Raw genomic sequence first — 25,804 nt, 5'->3', positions numbered from 1 at the left:
CAATCTCATCCTCTTATCACTAAATTGAGTGCTAAATTTAACAATATGATATCAATGTAATTACTTTTATTTTTCAGTATCTTTCGCCATTCGCCACTATCCTTTGAGCATCTTTTAATCCCCTTTTGGAAATATGGTCTTTCCCCATTGAACGAATGAATGTGGTGACTGGTTATCTGCGACAGGGTTCCTTATCATAGCTTTTTGACGTCATTCACCGAGTCCCCTGTGCACGAAATATTCGATATGTTATTGGCGGTTTTCGATCGCGCAGCATTAATGCTGATCTGCCTGTTCTTTTTGATCCGCATGCGCCTGTTTCGCGAACTGCTGCATAAAACCGCCCACACGCCAAAAGAATTGCTTGCGGTTACCGCGATCTTCTCCATGTTCGCCCTGTTCAGCACCTGGTCCGGCGTGCCGGTTGAAGGTTCGCTGGTTAACGTGCGTATTATTGCCGTTATGGCTGGCGGGATTCTGTTTGGCCCGTGGGTCGGCATCATTACCGGCGTCATCGCCGGGGTACACCGCTATCTGATCGACATTGGTGGCGTTACCGCAGTTCCATGCTTTATCACCAGTATTATTGCCGGGATTTTTTCGGGAATGATTAACCGAAAAGTTCCCAAAGCGCAGCACTGGCGCGTGGGGATCATTGGCGGAATGATTTGCGAAAGCCTGACCATGATTTTGGTAGTTGTCTGGGCACCAAGCATCGCGCTGGGGCTGGATATTGTCTCCAAAATCGGTGTGCCGATGATCCTCGGCAGCGTTTGTATCGGCTTTATTGTGCTGCTGGTGCAAAGTGTCGAAGGGGAAAAAGAGGCTATCGCGGGTCGACAGGCAAAACTGGCGCTGGATATTGCGAATAAAACATTGCCATTATTCCGTAACGTCAATAGCGACTCGCTGCGTCAGATATGCGATATCATTCGTCGCGATATAAAAGCCGATGCCGTGGCAATCACCAATACCGATCATGTGCTGGCGTACGTTGGTGTCGGCGAAAATAACTATCGCGACAGCGACGATATTCTCAGCCCGACCACGCATCAGTCGATCAGCACAGGCGAAATTATCATTAAAAACAATGATGAAGCCCACCGCACGCCTGAAATTCACTCCATGCTGGTGATCCCGTTACGGGAGCAGAGTGTGGTCACCGGTACGTTGAAGATCTACTATTGCCATGCTCATCAGATCACCTCCTCTTTACAGGAGATGGCGGTCGGGTTATCGCAAATTATCTCGACCCAACTGGAAGTTTCCCGCGCTGAGCAACTGCGTGAAATGGCGAACAAGGCAGAACTGCGCGCACTGCAAAGCAAAATAAACCCGCACTTCCTGTTTAATGCCCTGAATGCGATTTCTTCCTCTATTCGTCTCAACCCGGATACCGCCCGACAACTGATTTTCAATTTGTCGCGTTATCTGCGCTATAACATTGAATTAAAAGACGATGAGCAGATCGACATCAAAAAAGAGCTGTATCAAATTAAAGATTACATTGCGATCGAACAGGCGCGTTTTGGCGACAAATTGACCGTTATTTATGACATTGATGAAGAGGTCAGTTGTGTGATCCCCAGTCTGCTGATCCAGCCGCTGGTAGAAAACGCCATTGTGCACGGCATTCAGCCCTGTAAAGGCAAAGGCGTGGTAACGATAAGTGTGGAAGAGTGCGGCAACCGCGTACGTATCGCGGTTCGTGATACCGGCAACGGCATCGCACCGGAGATGATTGCCCGCGTTGAGGCCGATGAAATGCCGGGCAATAAGATTGGCCTGCTTAACGTTCACCAGCGCGTAAAATTGCTCTACGGCGAAGGATTACATATTCGCCGCCTGACACCGGGAGCCGAAATCGCCTTTTATGTTCCGCGCTCGCCGTCCGCCACATTGTTGCCCTAACTGGAGAAGTCGATGAAGGTCATCATTGTTGAAGATGAATTCCTGGCGCAACAGGAGTTGAGCTGGCTGATAAAAGAGCACAGCCAGATGGAGATCGTCGGTACCTTTGACGATGGCCTTGATGTGCTGAAATATTTACAGCACAACAAGGTTGATGCCATTTTTCTGGATATCAATATTCCGTCGCTGGATGGCGTATTGCTGGCGCAAAACATCAGCCAGTTCGCACATAAACCCTTTATTGTGTTTATTACTGCGTGGAAAGAGCATGCAGTCGAAGCCTTCGAACTGGAAGCGTTTGACTACATTCTGAAGCCGTACCAGGAGTCGCGAATAATCAGCATGCTGCGGAAGCTGGAAGCGGCCTGGCAGCAGCAATCGGGTACCGCCAGCAGCCCGCAATCGCGGGAAAATGCCACGATTAATCTGGTGAAAGACGAACGCATTATCGTTACCAGCATTAACGATATTTATTATGCGGAAGCGCATGAAAAAATGACCTTCGTCTATACGAAGCGGGAATCGTACGTGATGCCGATGAATATCACTGAGTTTTGCAGCAAGCTGCCAACGGCGCATTTCTTTCGCTGCCACCGCTCGTACTGCGTGAATCTGGATAAAATTCGCGAGATCGAACCGTGGTTCAACAACACCTATATCTTGCGGCTGCGGGACCTGGATTTTCAGGTGCCCGTCAGCCGCAGCAAAGTCAAAGAATTCAGGCAGCTAATGAATCTTTAAAGGAAATGCCCCAGCGTCTGGCGCAGATGTGCACCAGAGCCGAGCAAGCCGGGGTTATCGTGCACAATCAGATAGACCGGAATGTCCTGCACATAGGACTTGAAACGCCCTTTATCTTCAAAGCCGCCACGGAAACCGGAGGCGGTAAAGAAATCAAGGAAGCGAGGCACGATCCCGCCCGCGATATACACCCCGCCGAATGTACCGAGATTCAGCGCCAGGTTACCGCCAAAACGCCCCATAATGACGCAGAACAACGACAATGCGCGGCGGCAGTCAATGCAACTGTCCGCCAGCGCTCGTTCGGTAACATCTTTGGGTTGCAGATTCTCCGGTAAACGACCGTCAGATTTCACAATCGCCCGGTAAAGATTGACCAGCCCAGGACCAGAGAGCACACGTTCGGCGGAGACATGGCCGATTTCCGCGCGCAGTTCTTCGAGGATAATCCCCTCTTCTTCACTGTTCGGTGCGAAATCGACGTGACCGCCTTCGCCCGGCAGGCTCACCCAGCGTTTATCGACATGCACCAGATGTGCAACGCCAAGACCCGTACCAGCACCGTAAACAGCGATCGGCTTGCCTTCCACCGCCTCACCGCCGCCAAACTGGATCAGGTGATCTTTTTTCAGCATCGGGATCGCCATTGATACGGCGGTAAAATCATTAATAATTTCCAGATGCGCAAAGCCGAGGTTTTTCTTCATTTCCGCAATCGAGAAAGCCCATGTGTGATTCGTCATCGCCACCCAGTCGCCGGTAATCGGACAAGCAATAGCGATGCAGCCGTCTTCCACGCTGACGTCATGTTCTTCAAGATAAACGCGCACTACGGCTTCCAGGCTCGGGTAATCGAGGCCGGAATAAGTTTTGGCCCGGGAGATATCACCACTGTCGACATCGCACAACGCTAAGCGCGCGTTGGTACCGCCCACGTCTCCCACTAAAGCATACTTTGTCATTCTTTTACGGCTCCGCTAAAGTCAGAATAAATCTTTGGCACACTGTAAATTCAAGGCGCTGTAACAACAACGACGATAACACGAGTGCCCCAGGATAATCGATCTACGTCACAGATTAACCCGCGGGCTGCCGCCAGATTGTTCTGCGTCGCCCCGACGTCTTTACAAGGACCTATGTATGCTTCATCCGCGAGCCAGAACACTGTTACTGCTGGCCCTGCCTGCGTTGACTATCGGCGTGGCCTCCAGCCTTGTGCTGCAATTGGTAATGAAGATCGCTTCGCTGCTGCAAGCCGTTTTGTGGAGCGGCATTCCGTGGCAACTGGGCATTGCGCCCGATTCGCCAGGCTGGATCTTATCAATACTGACGCTAACCGGGATCGCCGTTGGTCTGGTGATCCGTTTCAGTCGCGAACACGGTGGTCCGGATCCGGTGACCGTCCCGCTGATCAATGCGCCAGTGTCCGTCAAAGCATTGCCCGGCCTGGTGCTGGCGCTGATCCTCGGGCTGGCGGGTGGCGTTAGCCTTGGGCCGGAACATCCGGTAATGGTGCTAAATATTGCGCTCGCGGTGGCGCTGGGCACACGCATCTTCCCGCGCGTAGCGCCGCTGGACTGGACCATCCTCGCCTCGGCGGGCACCCTTGGCGCGCTGTTCGGTACGCCGGTAGCGGCAGCGCTAGTATTTTCACAAACCCTGACCGCCAGCAATGACGTGCCGCTGTGGGACCGTTTATTCGCGCCGCTGATGGCCGCCGCGGCTGGCGCGCTGACCACCAGCTTGTTCTCCCTGCCCCATTTTGCCCTGCCAATCCCCCATTATCCCCAGTTGCATATCGTCGATATCATCAGCGGCGCGGTGGTCACTGTTTTTGCCATCGCGCTGGGTATGGTTGCCGTCTGGTGCCTGCCGCGCCTGCACCGGTTGATGCACAAGCTGCATAACCCGGTGATAGTTCTTGGCGTTGGCGGCTTCCTGCTTGGCCTGTTGGGGATCATTGGTGGCCCGGTCACGCTGTTTAAGGGGCTGGACGAGATGCAACAACTGGCCTTCGCCCAGACGCTAACGGTGACGGATTACCTGCTGTTTGCGGTGGTAAAACTGGCTGCACTGGTGGTTGCTGCCGCTTGCGGTTTTCGCGGCGGGCGTATTTTTCCGGCGGTGTTTGTCGGTGTGGCGCTAGGGCTGATGCTGCATGAGCATGTTGATGCCGTACCCGCCGCCGTGACGGTTTCTTGCGCGGTGCTCGGTATGGTGCTGGTGGTAACGCGCGATGGCTGGCTGAGCCTGTTTCTTGCCGCCGTGGTGGTGCCGGATACCACGTTGCTGCCGCTGTTGTGCATCGTGATCCTTCCCGCCTGGCTGCTGCTTGCCGGGAAACCGATGATGATTGTTCCCCGGCGCGATCAATAACGCTTAGCTGTTACGCGCTTCGAGCGCGTGGGTGACTTCCCGTAGCAGATCCGGCAGATCGTTTTTTGGCAGCATCACTTCTATCAACGCAAGGCGGTGGTGATGCGCCGCCGCTTTCAGCGCTTCCGCCAATTGCACGGTTTCACTCACGCGCCAACATTCTGCCTGGCAGTCCACGCTTAAAGCATGGGGAAGATGGGTCCAGTTCCAGCGGGCAATGTCGTTATAGCGCTGTTTTGCGCCGTGAATAGCGCGTTCGACCGTATAGCCATCATTGTTGAGCAGTAAAATGATCGGCCGTTGCCCGTCACGCAGCATCGATCCCAGTTCCTGAATCGTCAGTTGCGCCGCGCCATCGCCAGTGATCAACACCACCCGGCGTTCCGGGCAGGCGGTTTGCGCGCCAAACGCGGCGGGCAGGCAAAAACCAATTGATCCCCATAGCGGCTGTACCAGCAGATCCGCTCCGGCAGGCAGACGCAGGGAGGCTGCGCCAAACGCCGCCGTGCCCTGATCCGCCAGCAAAATGTCATCAGGACGAATAAATTCCTGTACGGTCTGCCAGAATGTCTCCTGATTAAGTGTCCCCTGATGAACCGGGGCATGAGCAACCTGCGACGGGCGATGATTTGCTACGGAATGCGCTCTGGCACGCACGAGGGGAATCAATGCATTTATCGCCTCCCGCATCGGAATACCGCTAAACCACACATTGCCGACGCGGGCGGCAAACGGCTGGATTTCAATGGTACGCTCCTGCGCAAGTCGCTGGGTAAACCCGGCGGTCAGCGTATCGGTAAAACGTGTACCGATGCAGATTAGCGTATCCGCACCCTCTATCGCCTCTCGCACTGGCGCCGGGCTGGCCGCGCCGCTGTAGGTGCCAACAAAACCGGGTTGCGTTTCATCAAATAACCCTTTCCCCATCAACAGCGTGGCGTGCGGCAGCGGCGAATCTTTCATCCAGCATTGCAGCATTTTATGAACACCAAAACGGCGGGCGAGAAAATCGGCCAGCAACGCCACGCAGGAACCGGCTGATAACATCGCCTGCGCATGCTGACGAAAGGCATTCAGGCACGCTTCGTTTACCGGGAACGGGGAAATTTTGAGAGCGTTTACAGGCGGAATGGCAGGCATTTTCGCCACATCAGCAGGCAGCATCAGATAGCCTGGACGGGACTGTGTCAGCATCACTTCGAGCACACGATCGATCTCATAGCAGGCATTTTGCGCTGTTAAAATGGCGCGTGCGGCGGTGACCGGCTCACTCATCCGGTAAAAATGGTGGAAATCGCCGTCGCCAAGCGTGTGGTGCAGCAATTCACCCCGTTGCTGTACGCCGCTACAGGGCGCACCAACGATATGTAATAGCGGAACATATTCGGCATAGCTGCCAGCAACGCCGTTGATTGCGCTCAGTTCGCCCACGCCGAAGGTGGTTAATAACGCACTCGCTCCCCGACAACGCCCATAACCATCAGCGGCATAGGCGGCATTAAGTTCATTTGCACAACCCACCCACTGCACAGCCGGGTGTTGAATCACATGATCGAGAAATTGCAGGTTATAGTCGCCCGGCACGCCAAAAAGGTGGTGGATACCGCAGCCAGCAAGCCTGTCGAGTAAGTAGTCGGCAATTGAGTAATCACTTTGCATGTCGTTGATCCCTGACCTCTAACATTGATCTGAGTATTAAAGAAGTGTGATGAGAATCCAGGTTAGAGGTCATATTTCAGGTGGAAAGTAAGCTTTACGACACAACCCGGTGTACGCTCAGGAAGGCCAGTTTGTGTAAACGTATACACTCACGTAATAAAGACATAATAGGAGTACGGCATGGCTTATCAGGCAGATCCTGGGCGTTATCAAAACATGGCTTATCGTCGCTGCGGCGACAGCGGATTAAAGCTTCCGGCCATTTCCCTTGGGCTGTGGCACAATTTTGGTGATACCACGCTGCTGGAAAACAGCCGTCAGTTATTGCGGCACGCTTTCAATCTCGGTATTACGCACTTTGACCTTGCCAATAACTATGGACCACCGCCGGGATCGGCTGAACGCAATTTTGGTCGCATACTGCATGAGGATTTTCACTCCCTGCGGGATGAACTGATTATCTCCACTAAAGCCGGTTACACCATGTGGGATGGCCCGTATGGCGACTGGGGTTCCCGCAAGTATTTGATTGCCAGCCTCGATCAAAGCCTGCATCGGATGGGGCTTGAGTATGTGGATATTTTCTACCATCACCGCCCGGACCCGGAAACACCGCTGAAAGAGACGATGCGCGCGCTGGATCATATTGTGCGCCAGGGCAAAGCGCTGTATGTCGGCCTGTCTAACTACCCGGCAGCACAGGCGCGGGAAGCAATTGATATTCTTAATGATCTGGGAACACCTTGCCTGATCCATCAGCCCAAATATTCGATGTTTGAGCGCTGGGTTGAAGACGGATTGCTGGACGTGCTGCAGGAAAAAGGGGTGGGCAGCATTGCCTTCTCTCCGCTGGCTGGCGGCCAGCTAACCGACCGCTATTTGCAGGGGATCCCAGCGGATTCGCGCGCTGCCAGCGGCAGCCGTTTTCTGAATCCGGAGCAGCTCACCACACAAAAACTGGACATCGTGCGCGCGTTGAATGCGTTGGCGCAACGGCGTGGTCAGAAGCTGTCGCAGATGGCGCTGGCATGGGTACTGCGGGATGATAAGGTGACGTCAGTGCTGATTGGTGCCAGCAAGATAAGCCAGCTTGACGATGCGGTTGGCATGCTGGAAAACCGTCACTTCACTGCGGATGAACGTGCTGAGATCGATGCGATTCTGGACGGTACAAAATAAATACATTTTTAGCAAAAAGTGCTGCCATTCACGATTTAAGAGTTCCGCCAATAATACGGGGTATTGCCGCCCCGTAAAATTGTTGTAACAGGCCGTTTCGGCCCGATCGTGAGGAGAAGAGTATGTTCAGGTCACTGATTCTGGCAGCAGTGTTAATGGCTTCAGCGCCGCTGGTCGCTAATGCTGGCGAAATCACCCTGTTGCCGTCGATTAAATTACAAATTGGCGATCGCGATAACTATGGTAACTACTGGGACGGCGGACGCTGGCGTGACCGGGACTACTGGGGCCGCCACTATGAATGGCGCGGTAATCGCTGGTACAGACACGATCGTGGTTGGCATCGCGGCTGGGATAAACACGATGCTTACGAGCGCGGCTATCGTGAAGGCTGGCGTGACCGTGATGATCATCGCGGCCCAGGGCGCGGCCATCACCACTAATTTTCGTGCCGGAAGCGCTCTGCTAACCGGCATTCAACACCCTGCCCGCAACGCCAAACGGCTGCGGGCATTTTCATTATAAATCTGCAAGTGTTCCGACCAGCAGCCAGCCATTCAAGCTCACCACCAGCACCACAATTAACCAGCCTATGCGGTTTACCAGCGCGCTGTTTACCAGCCCGCCCATCAATTTACGGTCGCTGGTAAAGACCAGTAACGGCACCAGTGCCAGTGCGATGCCGAAGCTCAACAGCACCTGGCTCATCACCAGAATGCGGGTCGGATCAAGCCCCAGCCAGATCACGATAAACGACGGCATCATGGTAATGCTGCGGCGCACCCACAGCGGAATGTGAAAGCGGACAAATCCCTGCATCACCACCTGTCCCGCCAGCGTCCCCACCACGGTGGAAGAGAGACCTGCCGCCACCAGGCTCAGACCAAAAATGGTTGCCGCAGCATGGCTTAAAAGCGGTTCCAGCGTCAGATAAGCCTGATCGAGATCGGCCACGCCGGTATGTCCGTTGAAATGAAACGCCGCCGCTGCCGTCGCCATCATCGCCAGGTTAACAAAGCCGGCAATGGTCATGGCAATGCCCACGTCCCATTTTGTTGCAGAGTAGCGCTCGTGCTGCGTGCCCTGATGCAGATGCTGCGTCAGCGACGAATGCAGGTAAATCACGTGTGGCATGATGGTTGCGCCAAGCACACCAGCGGCAAGGAACACGGCATCCGTTCCCGGCAAACTGGGGATGATAATACCTTGCGCCAGTTGCGCCAGCTTCGGCTGCGAAAAGACCAGCTCAACAATGTATGCCGCCGCCACAAACAACAACAGCCCGCCAATGACTTTCTCAAGCGGTTTTTGCCCGCGACGCTGCAGCATCAAAATAAGGAATGTCGCAATACCAGTGAGTACTGCGCCTTGCAGAAGTGAAACGCCAAGGATCAATTTGAAGCCAATCGCAGCGCCAATAAATTCAGCCAGATCGGTCGCCATGGCGATGATTTCCGCCTGAATCCAGTAAAACCACACCAGCGGACGCGGATAGTGATCGCGGATCTGCTCAGCGAGATTTTTTCCGGTGGCGATACCGAGTTTGGCAGACAGCAACTGGATCAACATCGCCATAACGTTGGCCCACACGACAACCCACAGCAACTGGTAGCCAAAGCTGGCCCCTGCCTGGATATTGGTGGCGAAATTTCCCGGATCGATGTAGCCAATCGCGGCAATAAACGCAGGCCCCATTAACGCCAGCTTTAACTTGCGCGCTGCACGCCCACTGCTATTCTCAACGCGACTATTGTTCATTTATTGCCCCTAAATATAGCCTTTGCTATGTTTCATGTTAGCAAAATGAGAATGATTATCAAGTTCATTTAAAGTGGATTTACCTGATTTCTCTGATAGCCAGAAACGATAGAAGGGCCGGATCTCAAGGATGGTGACGGCGGTAGCAGGAACCATCGTCGAATTATGTTAAGAGTGTAGCATTTCAACGTAACTTTTCACTCCTTTACTTAACATAACAGAAATGTATGTTTGATCACTATTTTTGAGTCTGGTCACAGGACATCAATATAGTGTGTGTTTGATCTCGTTTTCTTTCCGCTTGTTACATAGAATGTGCACGAAATTTCTACCCGTCTCATATTTGGAGCAAATATGTCCCGCGTTCTGCACTTTGTACTGGCGCTTGCTGTTGTGGCGCTGCTTGCCCTGCTCTTCAGCAGCGATCGCAAGAAGGTCCGCATTCGTTTTGTTATTCAACTGCTGGTGATTGAAGTTTTACTGGCCTGGTTCTTCCTGAACTCTGACATTGGCCTTGGCTTCGTAAAAGGCTTCTCCGAAATGTTTGAAAAACTGCTCGGTTTTGCTAACGAAGGTACTAACTTCGTCTTCGGTAAAATGAATGACGAAGGCCTGGCGTTCTTCTTCCTGAAAGTGCTGTGCCCGATCGTCTTTATTTCTGCATTGATCGGTATTCTGCAACACATTCGTGTGCTGCCAATCATTATTCGCGCCATCGGGACGGTGCTTTCCAAAGTTAACGGCATGGGCAAACTGGAGTCCTTTAACGCCGTCAGCTCCCTGATTCTGGGTCAGTCCGAAAACTTTATCGCCTATAAAGATATCCTCGGCAAAATGTCACGCAACCGCATGTACACCATGGCCGCGACAGCAATGTCTACGGTTTCCATGTCCATCGTCGGCGCGTACATGACCATGCTCCAGCCGAAATATGTGGTGGCGGCGCTGGTACTGAACATGTTCAGCACCTTTATTGTTCTGTCGCTGATCAACCCGTACCGTGTTGAAGAGAGCGAAGAAAACCTGCAGATGGCAAAACTGCACGAAGGTCAGAGCTTCTTCGAAATGCTGGGTGAATACATTCTGGCGGGCTTTAAAGTGGCGATTATCGTGGCGGCAATGTTGATCGGCTTTATCGCGCTGATCTCCGGCCTGAACGCGCTGTTTGCTGCTATTTTCGGCATCTCCTTCCAGGGTATTCTCGGTTACATCTTCTATCCGATCGCCTGGGTTCTGGGTGTGCCGGCGCACGAAGCATTGCAGGTAGCCAGCATCATGGCAACCAAACTGGTGTCTAACGAATTCGTGGCAATGATGGATCTGCAAAAAATCGCAGCTAACCTCTCCCCGCGCTCTGAAGGCATCCTGTCAGTGTTCCTTGTTTCCTTCGCAAACTTCTCCTCTATCGGCATTATCGCTGGCGCGATCAAAGGCCTGAATGAAGAGCAAGGCAACGTCGTTTCCCGCTTTGGTCTGAAGCTGGTGTACGGCTCGACGCTGGTCAGCGTGCTCTCTGCCGCCATCGCCGCGCTGGTGATCTGATAGCGACACAAGCGACAAAAAACCGGGGAATTCCCCGGTTTTTTATTCGCCATCAGCCAGCGGTTGCGGCTTGCCAAACAAATATCCTTGCAGATAATCCACTCCCGCTTCCAGCAGCAGTTCGCGTTGCGCTTCGTTTTCCACATACTCTGCCACAACGGTAAGCGATTTCGCTTTCGCCAACTCGCAAATGGCTTTCACAATCATCACATCTTGCTGATCCTGAAGAATATCCCGTACGAAACAGCCATCGATTTTGATGATATCCGCTTGTAGCCGTTTCAGGCGCTCAAAGTTGGCATAACCGGTACCGAAATCGTCAATAGCAATTTTGAATCCCGCCTGGCGCAATTGCAGGATGTTAAGAATGCTCACCTCAGAGTTAGAAAAAGCCTGCTCTTCGGTGATCTCAATAATCACCGCCTGCGGCGCTATCGCATAGCGCTCAAACAGTGCCAGAAATTGCGGAGCAAACGCTTTTTGCATCAGCGTCATTGGCATCAGATTCACTGAAAAACGCGCAGACTGGTTGTTTTGCGGATGCTGCTGCATCCATTGCAACAGGCGTTCAACCACCAGCATATCGAAGCGTGTTCCCAGGTTGAACTGCGCGATAACCGGGATAAATTGATCCGGCGTAATGATTTCACCCTCGCTGATAAGCCGGGTGAGAATTTCCTGATATCCCTTCCCTTGCGCATCAACAATCGGCTGGCCATAAAGCTGAATGCCATTTTCATCCAGCGCGCGTTTAACCTTATTAAGCAGCAAAACACGGTCCGTCGTCTGGTCAGCTACCGCCTGTAAACTGTTGGTAAGAGCCAGTACCTGATGCCCGACGCTGGCCTCCTCTGCCAGCCAGCTCAATTGCCCCAGCGTCTGATGCAGCGCTTCGCCGTACGCGTGCAGCTCCCCCCAGGAGGCGCCAAATTCGATATCAAGGCCGACGTTGTTCCAGAAGATGCGACGACTGTTCAGATAATCGGTCATATGCTGTAAGCGTGCCGCCGTTTCCGGCCCGTTTAACAGCAGCAACAGTTCACAGCCTGGCAACTGGAAAAAACGCTCGCCTTCCTGCAACAGGGATTGTAGCTGCCGGGTAACGCAGCGCTTCACATGCACCCGCATCATCATGCCGAAATGCTTGCTGAGAAACTCCATATTCTTCATGTGCAGACAACACACCACGCCGTTGGGCTGTTGTTCCATCTGTTTTTCCAGCGCGCGAAGATTTGGCAGACCGGTCAGCGGATCGCTCATTGCCTGTAACTGCCAGCGTCTTTTCAGCCACTCATTGCGGTGAAAAACCTGCGTCATATACAACATGCAAATGGTAAAGCTGATCAACACTGACATGACAAACGCCAGCGAGTAGTCGGAATTTACCCCCTGCAGGAAGTTATTGTTATAAGCCAGCAGCATAAACGCCGAAACAGACCAGCTAAGTGTAATAAATGAATAACTTAACCTGCTGATCCCCAGCGTAAAAAGGATGAAAATAATCGGTACTAAATATCCGGCAATATAGTCGGTTTTAAAAGGTGAGCACAATATAATAACGGTCGTAACTAACGCCCCCAGCCAGCCCAGCATAAATAATCGGTTTTTAGCTGATAAAAAAGGCTGACGATTGCGATACCAGAATGTTCGGGCAAAACGCGGATTGATTATCATCCGTAACGGATAATAGATAATCATGGTAAAAATGAGCGCTGCGCAAATCAGACTTTGTATATCAATTATGGAGAAAATGATTGCTCCGGAACCGAAAAAATTCGAGATATTAATCGGATAGTTAAACCAGGCTCCGGCAATATACATTGACGCCTTAATGCCAACAGGCGCAACAAATCCCATCCACACCACGCGTACCGCTATGTCTCTATTTGGCATACCGTGACGCCAGCGCGCGCCAAGCCGCCAGCGCACAATAGCGCAGACTGCAAGTACCGGGAATAACTGGCAGAATAACAATACCGCCGCTTCCGTATACGGGAGATGAAATGTGCTCTCATTCACTACGGCAAAGCTAATGATTATTGGAATTATTCCATGACGGCCGAATAAAAAAATAATCGCCAGCATTACGCTTAATGGTAGCCATGCCAGAAATAGCGTAGAGGAATCGACAACTGCGCGCGGTGAAATAAAACGAGAAACAGAAAGCGCTACCAGGCATAAAATTAACGCGAGCAGAAATTTTCTTATACAACTGTATTTTTCATATGTCATCAAAGTTAATTAAATGATCCCGGCAGAAGAATAGAATAGCCAGAATAATAGGTTTATTCATTACATGAATCAAGTTATCAGACCGTCGAATAACTTTCATTACTGCGGCTTTACCGGACTACTACTTTTCCAGTTTTTGCTGTAATAAATTGACAAATTGGAAGCCAGAAAAGCAAAAACCCCCGCGTAAACGCGAGGGTTTGAAATTTTGGTGGAGCTAAGCGGGATCGAACCGCTGACCTCTTGCATGCCATGCAAGCGCTCTCCCAGCTGAGCTATAGCCCCACAATTTGTCTTTACGCACCAACTCCGTTGGGTTCGGAATTTGGTGGAGCTAAGCGGGATCGAACCGCTGACCTCTTGCATGCCATGCAAGCGCTCTCCCAGCTGAGCTATAGCCCCATTGCGTAAAGCGTGTCGTGTTGACGGGCGGCATAATATGAATTCCCTTGCCAGGTGTCAACGGCAAAATCGTACCGCGTCAACCAATCGCTGAAAAAGCATGCAAATTAAGGACATTGCGTAGCTCCTCGCAGTCAGTAGTTAAACGTGTCACATTTTCCCGTAAAATGGTGCTATAACATAAGCCACTAATTACCCTTACAACCATTCGGGAAATTACATGCTCAAGGAACGAATGACACCAGAAGAGTTAGCCAGTCTTACCGGGTACAGCCGGCAAACCATCAATAAATGGGTGCGCAAAGAAGGCTGGATCACCTCGCCAAAACCCGGAGTGCAAGGAGGAAAAGCCCGGCTGGTGCATGTGAATGAGCAAGTCCGCGCCTTTATTCGCAGCGCACAGCGTAGCGAAGAGCCAGCCCCTGCGATGCGTACTATCAGCAACAACTCACTTGAAGCTTTGCTTATTTCGTTGGCGAAAGAGATGACCGACGCCGAGCAAAAGCAGCTCACCTCTCTACTCTTACGTGACGGCATAACCGGGTTATTGCAACGTCTTGGCATCCGCAATCAGAAATAAAATGATGAAACTCGCTAACAAAATGACGACTGAAGAGCTAGCCGATTTTCTCGGTGTTGCCAGACAAACCGTTAATCGCTGGATCCGTGAACAAGGCTGGCAAACGGAAGCGCTCCCCGGTATCAAAGGTGGTCGGGCAAGGCTGATTCACATCACCAAAGAAGTGCGGAATTTCGTGATGAAAACGCCTTCCATGCGCCAGCGCCATTCTCCTTACTCTATCGCAGAGCCGGCACCATCCTATGCGAGTGAAAATAGTTCGCTGCGGGAGATTGTCAAAGTTTTACAGAACATGACGCCCGAAGAACAGAAGCTGTTGGCGGTATTACTCGCCCGTGAAGGGATCTGTGGGTTCTTACAGCGTCTCGGTATAACGCAGACGATCGATGAGTAAAAAAACCGGCCTTGATGGCCGGTTTTTAGTTTGTGCGTTTAATGCGTATGTGGGTGATTTTCCCGACGATACGCACCCGGCGGCTGATTAAACGTGCGGGTAAAGGTACGTGTGAAGGTTTGTTGCGAATCAAAGCCGTACTTCAGGCAGATATCGTAAACCTTCTGGTCGGTATTGCGTAAATCCTGCGCGGCAAGCGCCAGTTTACGCTCACGAATATAACGTCCAAGACTCTCCCCTTTGTACTGCATGAAGAGGCGTTGCAGGTGCCATTTGGAATAGCCCGCGTGCGCTGCAATATCATCAATACGTAACGGTTGATGGAGATTGTCGTCGATCCACTCGACGATAGTGTCGATAACCTGAGCGGAAATAGTCATACTGCGCTCCCCCTCTGCTCTTCGATTAATAAACGGGTTTATTCCCACCAGGCACGGAATTCCTGCGCATCGTTAGACGCAAGAACCGGTTCGCCCAGCATCGGTGTTAGTAAACGAAAACTTTTGCCCCGACTTGCTGCCGCCAGCCGTTTGTACGGATCGTCCCATGTGTGTTTTGCCAACACAAAACGCCCCGCGTGGCCCGGCAGAACCGCGCGTGCATTAATCTCTTCCGCCGCCTGCGCGGCCTGTTCCGGCATCATGTGGATGTACTTCCAGTCTTCGTCATACTGACCGTTTTCCATGATGGCGATGTCCACCGGGCCAAACTGCTCGCCGATGGCTTTAAAATGCGGGCCATAGCCGGTATCGCCGCTGTAATAGACCTTGCGCTGGTCGGTGACGAACATAAAACTGGCCCACAGCGTCTGGTTACGTTTCAGGCCGCGCCCGGAAAAATGGCGCGCCGGCAGCACATGTACCGTCAGTTCATCGCCGATCGCCACCTTCTGCTGCCAGTCCGCTTCATGAATAATCTGCGAATTCATGCCCCAGTAACGCAGGTGCGAACCGACGCCCAGCGGCGTCACGACCCGTTTGATTTTCGGCATCAGCGCTTTGATGGTGGCGTAATCCAGATGGTCATAGTGATCGTGAGAAATGATCAGCAGATCGATCTCCGGCAGGCTCTGCGCTGTCCATGCCTCATTCCCGGCAAACGCTTTATTGAGAAATGAAAACGGCGCGGCGTAGTCGCTCAGCACTGGATCGATCAGGATGCGTTTGCCCGCCAGTTGCAAGTACCACGAAGAGTGCCCCATCCATACCAGCGTGTCCTGTTCCACAGGCAGGCTGGCGAGATCCGTTTGCACTATTGGCAGCTGCTGCTGAGGACGGACATTTTCCCGTTTGGTGACCAGAAAATCCCACCACGCGGCCAGCATATTTTTCTTGCCGGTAAAACCTGGCGTCGGCAGCGTATTTTGAAATTTGCCGTCACGGTAATGGGGTGATTTTTCGACTTCCGTAAGCTGTTCGCCTTGCGGCGCTTTGCCAAATCCTGCATTTAAAACAAAGGGTAAACTGGCGGCGGACGCAACGAGCATAACCATGACCACGCTGAAAATGAGACGCTTCATATCCTGACCCGAAGAAATCGCTCCAGTCCGTAGAGACGATATGAACTAAACTTGATTATGAGTGAGTAAGCACTCATTATAGAAAGCAACAGCAAACCGTCAAGATCATTTTCTTTCTTTGACATTCGACGTTGCAGCCTCCTGGTGGGCATGTTTCAATCGTGGTTTTTATAACGTGTGAGGAAAAATGTAGTGGCTCGTCCAAAGAGTGAAGACAAAAAGCAAGCGTTACTGGAAGCAGCAACCGAAGCCATCGCGCAGTCCGGGATCGCCGCTTCCACCGCCTTAATAGCCCGCAATGCGGGAGTTGCGGAAGGGACGCTGTTTCGCTACTTCGCCACCAAAGACGACCTGCTGAATGCACTTTACCTGCATCTGAAAACTGACTTGTGCGGCACCATGCTGGAGAATCTCGATCGCTCCATCAACGATCCGAAAGTGCATACGCATTCGGTCTGGGACAGCTATATCGACTGGGGAATTCGTCATCCCAACGGCCACTGTGCGGTGCGGCAAATTTCCGTCAGCGAAAAACTGCGCCCGGAAACCCGCCAGCAGGTTACCGATATCTTTCCGGAGCTGCACGAGCTCTGCCACCGCTCGGTATTGCCGATTTTTCTCGACGGCGAATTCGCGCCTTTTGGCGATGCCATTTTCCTGACGCTGGCGGATACCACCATTACCTTTGCCAGCCGCGATCCCTCCCGCGCCAAAGAGATCAAACGCCTCGGTTTTGAAGCGATGTGGCGCGCACTGACAGCTGAGGGGATAGATGGACAGTAAAACATTGCAGGCCTGCGCGCACCGTATTGCGCTTGAGATGCCGTTTACCGAGCACTGTTGGCCGTTTGGCCCGGAATATGATGTGTTCAAAGTGTGTGGCAAAATTTTTATGCTGACTGCCACCGCCCATGGCAGGCCAATGGTAAACCTGAAAGCAGAGCCGCAAACCGCCCTGCTCAACCAGCAAATCTACCCCAGTATTGAACCGGGATATCACATGAACAAAAAGCACTGGATTTCCGTCTATGCGGGGGAAGAGATCGACGAATCGCTGCTTGCCTCGCTGATTCAGGCGTCGTGGGATCGGGTGGTGGATGGCCTTTCGCGTAAACAGCAGCAGCGCCTGCGCCCTACGCGTTCTCAGCCAGCCAGTTAAGCGCCCGCTCGCCCGCTGCATCCACCGGCAGATAAACCAGCAGCCGCGAACCGTTACGCGGCGCTGAGTACCAGTACATTTGCTGTAAAGTAAACTCTCCCAGTTGCGGATGGGTAAACAGTTTCAGCTTGTTTTCCACGCCGCGCACATCCAGATATTTCCGCCACAGTGTGGCAAACTCGCTGGACGCCGCGCAAAAGCGCGCCAGCTTCGCTTCCCATAACGGATCGCCACGGTGCTCCGCCATCGCCGCACGAAAATAGGCCACAAATGTCTGCAATATGCTGTCATCGCTGCCAAGACGGTTGCGCCACTGCGGATGCGTGAGATAAAGGTAGATGCAATTACGCTCATCTTCGGGGATTTCACCGAATTTAATCCCCATCAGGCGTTCAAAAGCGACATTCCACGCCACAATATCAAAATTAGGTTTCTGAATACTGGCCGGTTGCGGCAGCAGGCTATCCAGCAGACGGCGTGTGCCCTCACTAATTCCCTCGCATTGCGGCACATTCAGCGTTTCGGCAGGCGCTAATCCGGCGAGTAAAAACAGGTGCCGCGTTTCAGTGGGAGAACACTGCAACGCGCTGGCAATGGCCTGTAAAACCGCTGACGAAGGGTTCACATCCCGTCCCTGCTCCAGCCAGGTATACCAGGTGACGCCAACATCAGCCAGCAGCGCCACTTCTTCACGCCGCAGCCCCGGCGTGCGCCGCCGGCCACTGCGCGGCAGCCCCAGACGCTGCGGATCGAGACTCTCCCGGCGGGCGCGTAAAAATGCGCCGAGCTGTTTGCGGTTTTCATCCTGGATGGTCACATCCATCATTCGATCGCTTATCAGCGTCATCACACTCTCCAGCATGGTAGTGCCAATACCAGTATACGCAAGAACTGGTACCCGTTTTTCTAATCGGTGATGCTACGTCTATCTGATGAATGACGCAATGGAGTCACCATGAAAACGTCTGCTGTTTCACCAGGCCGGGCAGGCCTGATCCTTCTGCTGACCGGGCAGATGCTGCCCCAGATAGATACTTCAATCACCAACGTTGCGCTCGATTCTATCACCCAATCGTTGCACACCAGCGCCACGCAACTGGCGTTGATCGTCGCCCTGTACGGCGTGGCATTTGCCGTCTGTCTGGCGATGGGCAGCAAGCTGGGCGATAACTTTGGCCGCAAGCGCCTGTTTTTAGCGGGCGTAGCGCTCTTCGGCCTCGCCTCGCTGCTGTGCGGCCTGGCAAACTCTGTCTCCGCTCTGTTGGCCGCCCGCACGTTGCAGGGCATCGGCGCGGCGCTGATCGTGCCGCAAATTCTCGCTACATTGCATGTCACGTTAAAAGGCACCGCGCATGCCCGCGCCATTAGTCTGTATGGCGGTATTGGCGGCGTGTCATTCATTATTGGCCAGATGTGCGGCGGCTGGCTGGTATCGGCAGATATCGCCGGGCTGGGCTGGCGCAACGCCTTCTTTATCAACGTACCGATTTGTCTGCTGATACTGGCGCTGAACCGCTACCTGCCGGAGACGCGCAACGACACCCGGACACGTATTGACTGGCAGGGCACTTTCGCGCTGGCGCTAATCCTCTGCTGTCTGCTGTTCCCGCTGGCGCTTGGCCCGGATCTGCACTGGCCGTGGCCAACGCAGGCCGCGCTGCTGGCGCTGTTCCCGCTGGCTCTGTGGATGCGTACCAGCGCCTTGCAACAACAGCGCGCCGGTCTGATTCCGCTGGTGCCGCCGCATCTGCTTAAGCTGCACAGCGTTCGTTTTGGTCTGCTGATTGCGCTGCTGTTTTTCACTGCCTGGTCCGGCTTTATGTTCTGCATGGCGCTAACGTTGCAGGCGGGTATGGGAATGACGCCGTACCAGTCCGGCAATAGCTTTGTGGCGCTCGGTATCGCCTATTTTGTCTCCGCCTGGTATGCGCCGAAACTGATTGCCCGTTACAGCATGCGTACGATTTTACTGACCGGGCTGGTCATCCAGGTGAGCGGCCTGCTGGCGCTGATTGCCACGTTGCAGCTCTCCGGGCGGATGGTCGGCGTGCTGGCACTGGCGCCTTCCACTGCGCTCATTGGCTACGGCCAGGCGCTGATTGTGAACAGCTTTTACCGCATCGGAATGCGGGATATCACCACGCAGGATGCAGGTGCTGGCAGCGCGCTGCTCAGCACGCTGCAACAGTCGACACTGGGTCTCGGCCCGGCCGCGCTTGGCAGCGTATTTCTCTATCTGGTCGGTCAGTCAAACGGCAATTACAGCACCGCGCTGAGCGGCTTTCTGGTGACAGAAGTGGTCATGATGCTGGTACTGGCAGCAGCGGCAGTCAGCGCGCGCCAGCAACTGGCTCACCGTTGTCCGGCCAGTTAAAGAACGCTATCCGTTGTCGCGAAACAGGGGTAGTGTTATCACTTTGTTACGAAGGGAGCGAAGCGGTGGAACTCGATATTTATCAGGTGGACGCGTTCAGTGCGCGCCCTTTTTCTGGCAACCCGGCGGGCGTATGCATCACGCCGCACGGGCTGGAAAGCGGGTTAATGCAGCAGATTGCCGATGAGATGGCGGTGTCGGAAACCGCGTTTCTCAATCTTGCCGATAACAACCTGCGCTGGTTCACTCCGCAGGCTGAAGTGGATTTGTGCGGCCACGGTACGTTGGCGACGGCACATATCCTGCGCCAGACCGGGCTGCTGCAAGTGGGTGATACGATCACGTTTCAGACACTCTCTGGCCCGCTATCCGCCACGCTCGGCGCAGCGAGTATCCAGCTCGATTTCCCGTTACTCACCCCGCAACTGCACAGCGCGGTGCCGCCCGCATTACTTGATGCGCTGGGGCTGGAGAGCGCGCAAGTGCGAGATTACGGCCAGTTTGGCCCAAAACAGCTGGTGGTGGTTGAGGATGCGCAGATCGTGCAGGCATTGCAGCCCGACTTCCAGGCCCTGAGCGCATTACCGGGACGCGGTGTGGCCGTTACCGCGCCAGGTGATGGGGAATATGATGTGCTGTCGCGCTATTTTGCACCGTGGGTTGGCGTCAATGAAGATCCGGTCACCGGCTCGGCGCACTGTGCGCTGGCAGCCTACTGGTCCGAGCGACTGGGTAAGCGCTCGCTTACCGCTTACCAGGCATCACGGCGCGGCGGCGTGCTGGCGCTTCACTGCACCGACGATGGCCGCGTGCAGATGAGCGGCGCGGCACATACGGTGCTGGCAGGAACGTTACGCCTTTGATGGCAGGCGCGACACCATACGCCAGCGGAACCAGATCTGTGCAAGCAGGATCAGCACTCCGCCGATAATTTTTTGCAGCGGCAGACGTTCGCCGTACCAGAGGGAGGCGGCAATCACCGTCAATAGCGGCTCCAGCACCATAATAATGGCGGCGCTGGCAACGGCGGCATATTTCTGCCCCTGCAATTGCAGGCCAAAGCGCAAACTGGTGGCTATCAGGATGCTGGCCGCCAGCCAGCCTGCGGTGGTGGCGGTGAACGGCTGCGTCCATGATTCAAACAGCGCCGAAATCGCTAATCCGGCGATACCGGTAATCGCCAGTTGCACTGCGGTCAACGACAGCAGCGGCACTTCCCGCGCACAGCGGCTGGTATAGCAAAAGTAGATCGATTGCACGAACGCCGTCAGCAGGAACCAGCCCTGGCTGGCATGAAATGTAATAGGCATATGCAGGCTTAACAGCCCGAGGCCGATAATCGCCACCGGCAGGCACTCCCAGTATGCGCGCGCTGGTCGGGTGCGCATCATTCCCCAGGCAACCAGCGGCACAAACAGCATCGACAGGCTCATGATAAATGCCCCCTCGCCCAGCGACGCCGTGGTCGATACCGACCAGATCCACAGACACAGATTAAGCGCCATCCACAGGCCGCTAATCACCACCTGGCGCATTTTTTCCCACGGAATACGCTGCCCACGACAAAACGGCAGCAGCACCAGCGCGGCGCCGAAAAAACGCAGCCCGAGAAAGGCGAAGACCGGCATACCAGAAATCGCCTCGCGGGAGAAAATCCAGCCGCAGGCGGCAATCATGGTGGTCAGAACGAGGAAGAGGTCGGCTTGTCGTTGCCGGGTCATGTCAGCTCCAGAACAATAAAAAAGCCAGCGCGGACGGCTGGCGAAATTTCTCGTTATCATGCCTGAAATAGCAGGCGCTGGCGCGGGAAATATCACGTCAGTCCATCATTACGCTTTCTGATATTACGTCAGTGTAATCAATGGAAGTCAGCAAACTCGCGGGCAATCGTGGAAATTCCCGCCGAATCCGGCGGGAAGAGAGCGGGATTACGCGCGCTGCGGTGCGCGACGCAGCAGCTTGAAAGCCACGAACAGGAATGCGATCCACGCTGGCAGCAGTACGGCTGACAGGCGCATATCGTCCATGGTGTACATCAACACGAGGATCATCAGCATAAAACCGATGCACAAATAGTTGCCCGCCGGGAAGATTAGCGCCCTGAACTGCGGATCGCGCCCTTTACGGCGCATCGCTGCGCGGAACTTCAGGTGCGCCAGAGAAATCATGATCCAGTTTAGCAGCAAGGTCGCCACCACCAGCGCCATCAGCATGCCGAACGCTTTTTGCGGCAGCAGATAGTTCACCAGCACCACCAGCGAGGTGATGGCTGCCGAGAGAAACAGCGAGTTGATCGGCACGCCGCGACGGCTGACGCGGGTCAGAAACGCGGGCGCGTTACCCTGCACAGAGAGGCCGAACAGCATACGGCTGTTGGAGTAAACTCCGCTGTTATACACCGACAGAGAAGCCACCAGGATAACGAAGTTCAGCGCAGAAGCGACCAGATTACTGTCCAGATCGTGAAAAATCATCACAAAAGGGCTGCTGTTCGCTTTGACATCAATCCACGGATAAAGCGCCAACAGCACGACCAGCGAACCGATATAGAACAGCAAAATGCGGTACACCACCTGATTCACTGCTTTCGGGATGGTGGTGTGCGGCTCGCTGGCCTCGGCGGCGGTGATACCAATCAGTTCCAGACCGCCGAAAGAGAACATAATCACCGCCAGCGCGAGAATAAGCCCATGCCAGCCGGTGGCGAAAAAGCCGTTATAACGCCAGAGGTTATCGAAGCTGGCGCGTTCGCCGCCGTGGCCGGTAAACAGCATCCACAGGCCAAAAGCGATCATACCGATGATGGCGACCACTTTGATCAGCGCAAACCAGAACTCGGTCTCGCCATACAGACGCACATTCACCAGGTTGACGGCGTTGATAATGACAAAGAACGCGGCGGCCCAGATCCAGGTCGGCACCTGCGGGAACCAGTACTGCATATAGATCCCGGCGGCGGTCAGCTCGGCCATGCCCACCAGCACAAACATTGCCCAGTAGTTCCAGCCAGAGAGAAAACCGGCAAACGGTCCCCAGTATTTATAGGCAAAGTGCGAAAACGAACCGGAAACCGGCTCTTCCACCACCATTTCACCAAGCTGGCGCATGATCAGGAAAGCGATAATCCCGGCGATACCGTACCCCAGCAGCACGGCAGGCCCGGCCATTTGAATCGCCGGGCCGATACCAAGGAACAACCCGGTACCAATCGCGCCGCCCAGCGCAATTAACTGAATATGACGATTTTTTAATCCCCGTTGTAGTGTCGGCCCTGTTTCCGGCCCGGCATCGGTTACGTTACCCGCTGCCTGTGACGCGTTTTTCACGTCCTTCCCCTTTCTGGTTTTATAAAGGGGCACCTTTTAACATCTCAGGTCAGGGCTGGCAAGAAATGGAAAAGAGAGGAAGGATAAACAACGCGAGTCGTCATATTATCAATGCTTACCCCTACACCCCTTCAAGGAGATAACAATGAAAATTGCCCACGTCGCGCTCTGGACGCGTAACCTCGACGCTCAGCGAACGTTCTGGCGCGACTTTTTTTCCGCCAGCAGTAATGAAAAATATGTCAGTAAAAATCGCGCGGGATTCGCCTCGTACTTTATCTCGCTAAAAGATGGCCCGACGATTGAGCTGATGACGCTGCCGGAACTGGCCGATGCGCCAGCAAACCCGGAATTTGTCGGCTGGGCGCATATCGCCATTACCGTTGGCCGCGTCGAAACCGTGGATGCGATGGCAGAAAAAGCGCGCCAGCAGGATAAACTCGCCAGCCCGGCAAGATGGACTGGCGATGGTTTTTATGAAGCGGTGATCCTCGATCCGGACGGCAACCGCATCGAACTGGTCGCCGAATAGCGCGACCTGCGGCGTTACGCTTCCAGCCGGAATTGCTGCACGCTTTGCGCAAGCTGCTGCGCCTGATCCTCAAGCGAGGTGGCGGCAGCGGCCATCTGCTGCACCAGCGAGGCGTTCTGTTGCGTTACGCCGTCCATCTCGTTCACCGCGATGGTCACCTGGCCGATACCCTTGGCCTGCTCATCCGACGCACTGACGATCTCGGTAATGATCGACTGCACCGAGTTCACCGCTTGCGTCATCTCCTGCATGGTTTTCCCGGCGTCGTTGACCAGTTGAACGCCGGTTTCCACTCGCTTGCCGGACTCTTCAATCAGCGCGCCAATCTCTTTCACGGCGTTGGCGCTGCGCTGCGCCAGGTTGCGCACTTCTGAGGCCACTACCGCAAAACCGCGCCCCTGCTCGCCCGCCCGCGCCGCTTCTACCGCTGCGTTCAGCGCCAGAATATTGGTCTGGAAAGCAATGCTGTTAATGATGGCGGTGATATCGCCGATCTTGCGCGCGCTGTCATCAATCTGCGCCATGGTAGATACCACCTGGCTGACCAGCTTCTCGCCACGGCTGGCGATCTGGGTGGCATTCGCCGTCAGTACCGTCGCCTGGTGTGCGTTTTCCGCGTTATGTTTCACCGTCGCGCTGAACTGTTCCATGCTGGCGGCCGTTTGCTCCAGCGCCGACGCTTGCTGCTCGGTGCGCGACGAGAGGTTGATATTACCGCTGACAATCTCCCCGGCGCCCTGGCGCACGGAATCGCTGGCCTCTTTTATCTGGCCGACAATCTGCCGCAACTGCGCCTGCATGGTGTGCAGCGCATAGAACAGGCTACTGCGATCGCCCTGTTTAACATGGATAGCGTTATCCAGCTTGCCATCCGCCACGGAGAGTGCAATGGTCGCGCCTTCAAGCGGCTCGCCGCCAATCGGCTTCAGCACTTTGCGGCTGAAGAGAATCCCCAGCAGCGCACTGACCAGCAGGATGCTGATCACACCAAGAATAATGGCGCTGAGTAGCTGGCGATTCGCCGCCGCCATCACCTGGCTCACCGGCGCGACAACGCCGAGATACCAGCTATCGCTGCTGTTGCCGATGGTAATTGGCTGCCAGGTAATCAGGCCTTTCTCACCGAGGATCGGATCGTCCTGCTCCACCACGCTGCTGCTGAAGTTGTCCGTTTTACCGGGATACGGTTTGCTGGTCAGGTTTTTATCCGGGTAAGAAATCACTTTTCCGGCGGTCGAAAGCAGCACCGCGTAGCCGCCGCCCGCCCACGGTTTGATCTGATTCACTTTCTGCTGCAACGACGCCAGCGAAATATCGGATGTCACCACGCCGTGCAATTTGCCGTCGCTGACAATCGGCGCCGCCACCGAGGTCAGCAGCGTCGGCACACCGTTATAGGCATAGCTGTAGGGTTCAATCAGCGTATCTTTCTGGCTTTTCTGCGGCAGCAGATAGTAGTCGCCCTGGCCCGGCGTCAGATAAGAGAGCAGCGGATGCATTTTGTAGCTGCCGGACTGATCGCGATCGACAAAGAAGGCATAACGCCCTTTTGGTGCCTGATCGGGCTTGTCGGTGAATTCCGCATCGCGCCCGTCATAGGCATTTTCTTCAAAAATGACCGAAATAGAGAGGTAATCCGGGTTATCGCGCAAGGTGGATTCCATGATCTTGTCCACCACTTTACGATCGGTGACGCCGCCCTGCGGCAGGGCAATCAGACTATGTCCGAGGTTATGCGCCACATCGCGGGCGTAACTGAGTTGCTGCTGGATTTTCAGCGCTTCGTTTTGAGCGATCTGCTGGAGATAGTGTTCGGCGAGACTTTTTTGCGCATTACTGGATTGCCAGCTCAGCACCCCAATCGTTACCACAAATCCGAGGGTGATGGTGATAGCACCCGTCAGCAGCATTTGCGCACGGGTACTCATTTTTTTACTCACGAGTTGTCTGGCCATTACAGCTCTCCTGGTATAAACCTGCTACATCAATATTCCTTTCATCACATGCTCCCTGATACCTGCTCTATCGGCGTACATTTTTTGATCTTTAATTGTTAACAGCGAGGTTACGCAGGTGTAAAAACGCGCGCGCAAAATCATAATCAGCGGTATAAGAGGGCG

Annotated in this window: 23 protein-coding genes and 2 tRNA genes; 13 read left to right on the top strand and 12 right to left on the bottom strand. The window is 54.1% G+C overall.

Annotated elements, in window-relative coordinates:
• Positions 1-228: 228 nt before the first annotated feature.
• Both Y71_RS07855 and Y71_RS07850 read left to right on the top strand, forming a co-directional pair.
• Complete coding sequence (locus tag Y71_RS07855) at positions 229-1,911, top strand: sensor histidine kinase (protein ID WP_145954129.1); 1,683 nt, start codon at positions 229-231, stop codon at positions 1,909-1,911.
• A gap of 12 nt (positions 1,912-1,923) precedes the next feature.
• Positions 1,924-2,652: a LytR/AlgR family response regulator transcription factor gene (locus Y71_RS07850; RefSeq protein ID WP_007370989.1), complete on the top strand. Its 729-nt coding sequence runs from the start codon at positions 1,924-1,926 to the stop codon at positions 2,650-2,652.
• Here Y71_RS07850 and glk read toward each other — a convergent pair.
• On the bottom strand, positions 2,649-3,614 hold the full coding sequence (gene glk / locus Y71_RS07845) for a glucokinase (RefSeq protein ID WP_007370988.1): 966 nt from the start codon (positions 3,612-3,614) through the stop codon (positions 2,649-2,651). The genes Y71_RS07850 and glk overlap by 4 nt on opposite strands.
• A gap of 178 nt (positions 3,615-3,792) precedes the next feature.
• On the opposite strand from glk, the gene Y71_RS07840 reads away from it, so the two are divergent.
• A complete protein-coding gene (locus Y71_RS07840) occupies positions 3,793-5,028 on the top strand; it encodes an ion channel protein (protein WP_007370987.1) in 1,236 nt (411 codons plus the stop codon).
• A gap of 3 nt (positions 5,029-5,031) precedes the next feature.
• On the opposite strand, the gene Y71_RS07835 is transcribed toward Y71_RS07840, so the two are convergent.
• Positions 5,032-6,687 carry an alpha-keto acid decarboxylase family protein gene (locus tag Y71_RS07835; RefSeq protein WP_007370986.1) on the bottom strand — a complete coding sequence of 552 codons (1,656 nt, stop codon included), beginning with the start codon at positions 6,685-6,687 and terminating at the stop codon, positions 5,032-5,034.
• Positions 6,688-6,867: 180 nt separating this feature from the next.
• Here Y71_RS07835 and mgrA point away from each other — a divergent pair, with 180 nt between their 5' ends.
• Together mgrA and ypeC are read left to right on the top strand one after the other, a co-directional pair.
• Positions 6,868-7,866 (top strand): L-glyceraldehyde 3-phosphate reductase, encoded by a 999-nt coding sequence (mgrA, locus tag Y71_RS07830; RefSeq protein ID WP_007370985.1) that lies wholly within the window; start codon positions 6,868-6,870, stop codon positions 7,864-7,866.
• Positions 7,867-7,988: 122 nt separating this feature from the next.
• A complete protein-coding gene (gene ypeC, locus Y71_RS07825; protein ID WP_007370984.1) occupies positions 7,989-8,309 on the top strand; it encodes a DUF2502 domain-containing protein YpeC in 321 nt (106 codons plus the stop codon).
• 76 nt (positions 8,310-8,385) lie between these two features.
• On the opposite strand, the gene Y71_RS07820 is transcribed toward ypeC, so the two are convergent.
• A complete protein-coding gene (locus Y71_RS07820) occupies positions 8,386-9,624 on the bottom strand; it encodes an Nramp family divalent metal transporter (RefSeq protein ID WP_007370982.1) in 1,239 nt (412 codons plus the stop codon).
• Positions 9,625-9,978: 354 nt separating this feature from the next.
• Between Y71_RS07820 and Y71_RS07815 the strand changes: the two genes are divergently transcribed.
• Entirely contained in the window at positions 9,979-11,166 is a 1,188-nt protein-coding gene (locus tag Y71_RS07815; protein ID WP_007370980.1) for a NupC/NupG family nucleoside CNT transporter, read from the top strand.
• Between the two features lie 42 nt (positions 11,167-11,208).
• On the opposite strand, the gene Y71_RS07810 is transcribed toward Y71_RS07815, so the two are convergent.
• The 3 genes from Y71_RS07810 to Y71_RS07800 all read right to left on the bottom strand — a co-directional run bounded on the left by Y71_RS07810 (position 11,209) and on the right by Y71_RS07800 (position 13,800).
• Entirely contained in the window at positions 11,209-13,398 is a 2,190-nt protein-coding gene (locus Y71_RS07810; RefSeq protein ID WP_007370979.1) for an EAL domain-containing protein, read from the bottom strand.
• 209 nt (positions 13,399-13,607) lie between these two features.
• Positions 13,608-13,683: transfer RNA gene (locus Y71_RS07805), tRNA-Ala, on the bottom strand.
• A 41-nt stretch (positions 13,684-13,724) separates the two neighbouring features.
• Positions 13,725-13,800, bottom strand: a tRNA-Ala gene (locus Y71_RS07800).
• Positions 13,801-14,020: 220 nt separating this feature from the next.
• Here Y71_RS07800 and Y71_RS07795 point away from each other — a divergent pair.
• Complete coding sequence (locus Y71_RS07795) at positions 14,021-14,380, top strand: YfeC-like transcriptional regulator (protein ID WP_035889037.1); 360 nt, start codon at positions 14,021-14,023, stop codon at positions 14,378-14,380.
• Between the two features lies 1 nt (position 14,381).
• Entirely contained in the window at positions 14,382-14,774 is a 393-nt protein-coding gene (locus tag Y71_RS07790) for a YfeC-like transcriptional regulator (protein WP_007370977.1), read from the top strand.
• Between the two features lie 38 nt (positions 14,775-14,812).
• On the opposite strand, the gene Y71_RS07785 is transcribed toward Y71_RS07790, so the two are convergent.
• A complete protein-coding gene (locus Y71_RS07785; protein WP_007370976.1) occupies positions 14,813-15,154 on the bottom strand; it encodes a RamA family antibiotic efflux transcriptional regulator in 342 nt (113 codons plus the stop codon).
• 38 nt (positions 15,155-15,192) lie between these two features.
• The gene (locus Y71_RS07780) at positions 15,193-16,293 is read right to left on the bottom strand and encodes an MBL fold metallo-hydrolase (RefSeq protein WP_007370975.1); all 1,101 of its coding nucleotides are present in this window, start codon (positions 16,291-16,293) and stop codon (positions 15,193-15,195) included.
• Positions 16,294-16,485: 192 nt separating this feature from the next.
• Between Y71_RS07780 and Y71_RS07775 the strand changes: the two genes are divergently transcribed.
• A complete protein-coding gene (locus Y71_RS07775) occupies positions 16,486-17,076 on the top strand; it encodes a TetR/AcrR family transcriptional regulator (protein ID WP_007370974.1) in 591 nt (196 codons plus the stop codon).
• Positions 17,066-17,452 carry an MmcQ/YjbR family DNA-binding protein gene (locus tag Y71_RS07770; protein ID WP_007370973.1) on the top strand — a complete coding sequence of 129 codons (387 nt, stop codon included), beginning with the start codon at positions 17,066-17,068 and terminating at the stop codon, positions 17,450-17,452. The genes Y71_RS07775 and Y71_RS07770 overlap by 11 nt, the downstream gene beginning before the upstream one ends.
• On the opposite strand, the gene Y71_RS07765 is transcribed toward Y71_RS07770, so the two are convergent.
• The gene (locus Y71_RS07765) at positions 17,427-18,299 is read right to left on the bottom strand and encodes a helix-turn-helix transcriptional regulator (RefSeq protein WP_007370972.1); all 873 of its coding nucleotides are present in this window, start codon (positions 18,297-18,299) and stop codon (positions 17,427-17,429) included. The genes Y71_RS07770 and Y71_RS07765 overlap by 26 nt on opposite strands.
• A 108-nt stretch (positions 18,300-18,407) precedes the next feature.
• Between Y71_RS07765 and Y71_RS07760 the strand changes: the two genes are divergently transcribed.
• Positions 18,408-19,826, top strand: a complete 1,419-nt coding sequence (locus Y71_RS07760; protein WP_007370971.1) for an MFS transporter — start codon at positions 18,408-18,410, stop codon at positions 19,824-19,826.
• 65 nt (positions 19,827-19,891) lie between these two features.
• Positions 19,892-20,689: a PhzF family phenazine biosynthesis protein gene (locus tag Y71_RS07755; protein ID WP_007370970.1), complete on the top strand. Its 798-nt coding sequence runs from the start codon at positions 19,892-19,894 to the stop codon at positions 20,687-20,689.
• Here the strand turns inward: Y71_RS07755 and Y71_RS07750 are convergent.
• A complete protein-coding gene (locus Y71_RS07750; RefSeq protein WP_007370969.1) occupies positions 20,678-21,547 on the bottom strand; it encodes a DMT family transporter in 870 nt (289 codons plus the stop codon). The genes Y71_RS07755 and Y71_RS07750 overlap by 12 nt on opposite strands.
• Positions 21,548-21,754: 207 nt before the next feature.
• Positions 21,755-23,152, bottom strand: coding sequence for a phenylalanine transporter (gene pheP / locus Y71_RS07745; RefSeq protein WP_007370968.1), 1,398 nt, complete (start codon positions 23,150-23,152; stop codon positions 21,755-21,757).
• A 145-nt stretch (positions 23,153-23,297) separates the two neighbouring features.
• Between pheP and Y71_RS07740 the strand changes: the two genes are divergently transcribed.
• On the top strand, positions 23,298-23,684 hold the full coding sequence (locus tag Y71_RS07740; protein WP_007370967.1) for a VOC family protein: 387 nt from the start codon (positions 23,298-23,300) through the stop codon (positions 23,682-23,684).
• A 14-nt stretch (positions 23,685-23,698) separates the two neighbouring features.
• Here the strand turns inward: Y71_RS07740 and Y71_RS07735 are convergent, their stop codons facing one another.
• On the bottom strand, positions 23,699-25,639 hold the full coding sequence (locus Y71_RS07735) for a methyl-accepting chemotaxis protein (RefSeq protein WP_007370966.1): 1,941 nt from the start codon (positions 25,637-25,639) through the stop codon (positions 23,699-23,701).
• Positions 25,640-25,804: the final 165 nt, after the last annotated feature.

This window comes from Kosakonia radicincitans DSM 16656 (genome assembly GCF_000280495.2).
Lineage (GTDB): Bacteria > Pseudomonadota > Gammaproteobacteria > Enterobacterales > Enterobacteriaceae > Kosakonia > Kosakonia radicincitans.
The sequence above is the reverse complement of the archived record's forward strand: the minus strand, read 5'-3'. Positions and strand labels throughout refer to the sequence as shown.